General features: G+C 69.5%; 2 protein-coding genes and 1 pseudogene. All 3 read right to left on the reverse strand.

Going from position 1 to position 1,662, the window contains the following annotated elements; all coding sequences use genetic code 11:
- Positions 1-701 precede the first annotated feature (701 nt).
- The gene (locus A6302_RS20210) at positions 702-1,055 is read right to left on the reverse strand and encodes a hypothetical protein (protein WP_069308511.1); all 354 of its coding nucleotides are present in this window, start codon (positions 1,053-1,055) and stop codon (positions 702-704) included.
- A 17-nt stretch (positions 1,056-1,072) separates the two neighbouring features.
- Positions 1,073-1,297 (reverse strand): TadE/TadG family type IV pilus assembly protein, encoded by a 225-nt coding sequence (locus A6302_RS20215; protein ID WP_169833645.1) that lies wholly within the window; start codon positions 1,295-1,297, stop codon positions 1,073-1,075.
- A gap of 14 nt (positions 1,298-1,311) precedes the next feature.
- A pseudogene (locus A6302_RS23295) lies at positions 1,312-1,662 on the reverse strand (hypothetical protein); the annotation flags it as partial.

The raw sequence follows: 1,662 nt of genomic DNA on the forward strand, positions 1-1,662 counted from the left end.
CGGACTGGCGGCTGGCGACGGCCGGCGGCTCGGTCAGCGCGGCCGGGTGATCGTCGCCACCAACGCCTTCACCACCGCGCCTGGGGCGAGATCCGGCGCGAACTGGTGCGGCTGCCCTATTTCACTTCGCCACCGCGCCGCTCGGCGACAACCTGCGGCGCACGATCCTGCCGGGACTGGAGGGGGCCTGGGACACGCGCGAGGTGCTGACCTCGTTCCGGCTCGACCGGGCCGGCCGGCTGGTGTTCGGCAGCGTCGGCGCCCTGCGCGGCACCGGCACGGCGGTGCATCGCGGCTGGGCCGAGCGGGCGATGGCCGGCCTGTTCCCGCAGCTTGCCGGCACGGCCTTCGAGAGCGGCTGGTATGGCTGGATCGGCATGACGACCGACAACGTGCCGCGCTTCCATCTCCTCGACGAGGGCGTGGTGTGTGTCAGCGGCTACAACGGCCGCGGGATTGCGCCGGGCACGGTGTTCGGCCGGCTGCTCGCCGGGCTGGTCTCGGGCCGGATCGCGGCGGAGGAGATGCCGTTGCCGGTGACCCCGTGCGCGACGCGCCGATGCGTCCTGCCCGGGAATTTGCCTATGAGGCCGGTTCGCAGGCCGTGCATTTTCTGGGCGCGCGCGGGATGCCGGGCTAGGTCCGGCAGGATCCGGCCCGGGTCAGGCCGGAACCGGCGTCAGTTCGCGAAGGTGCCTGCGTCAGCTCGAGAATGTGATGGTGTCGCCAAGGCGCGGGCGTTCGGTGAACACGCGGTCGAAGTCGTAGCCGTGGTCGCCGCCGAAGCCGGGCCAGCCGGTCGCGACCAGCCACTCGTATCGGTATTGCACCTCGACGACGATCAGCTGCGTGCCGGTGGGAATGACGCCGCTGGCGATGGCGATCGGGCCGTTGGCGCCGGCCGAGCGGGCCGAGGCGTTGGCATTGGCCTGCGACCAGACGATCTTGTTCTTGTCGTTGACCACGCTGACGACGATCTTCAGGTCACCGGTGCCATAGGGCGCGATCTGGGCGTTGGCGGCGGCGAAGATGCCGTTCATCTGGGCCGTGGTCATCGTCGAGGACTGGCTGATCAGGTCGCGACGGTGAAGGAGATGCGCTCGATGCGTCGGGCGACGCGCAGCGCTTCGCCGATCTCGGAGGTGCCGAGGAACATCATCATGATGAACGGCAGGATCAGCGCGAATTCGACCGCCGCGACGCCGCAGGTCGCGACCCGGAACCGGCCGAGCGTGCGCATGACCCCGCCCGCGATCCGGCGCGCGAGGGTCTGGGATGCGGAAGGACGGCTGCGCATGAACATGGTCCGGCTCAGTTCGGGAAGGGTTCGTTGCGGAAGATCGAGGTCGCGCTCAGCAGCATGTCGCCGCCGGAGGTCTTGGTGCCGGACACCGGCAGCAGCGGCACCATGCGGCTCCACGGCAGGAAGGTGCGGACCTGGACGATCTGGCTGGTGGTTCCGAGCTGGAAGCTCTGCGACGGCTCGAGTTCGCCGTCCTCGTCGAGCGGCACGGTGTTGTCGGCGTCGGCAAAGCTCGCGAGCACCCGCGAGTCGATGTAGATCTTCGACTCGCAGTCGAAATAGGCAAGGACGCCGCCGCAGACTTCGGTCTTGAACTCGCCGAGCGTGATGTTCTCGCCCTGGGCCTGGCCGGTGCGCAC

Origin of the sequence: Methylobrevis pamukkalensis (assembly GCF_001720135.1) — a bacterium.
GTDB lineage: Bacteria > Pseudomonadota > Alphaproteobacteria > Rhizobiales > Pleomorphomonadaceae > Methylobrevis > Methylobrevis pamukkalensis.

Excerpts from the sequence above, each read along its gene's own strand:
- A6302_RS20210 (WP_069308511.1), bottom strand. The coding sequence starts at position 1,055 with ATGACCACGGCCCAGATGAACGGCATCTTCGCCGCCGCCAACGCCCAG.
- A6302_RS20215 (WP_169833645.1), bottom strand. The coding sequence starts at position 1,297 with ATGCGCAGCCGTCCTTCCGCATCCCAGACCCTCGCGCGCCGGATCGCG.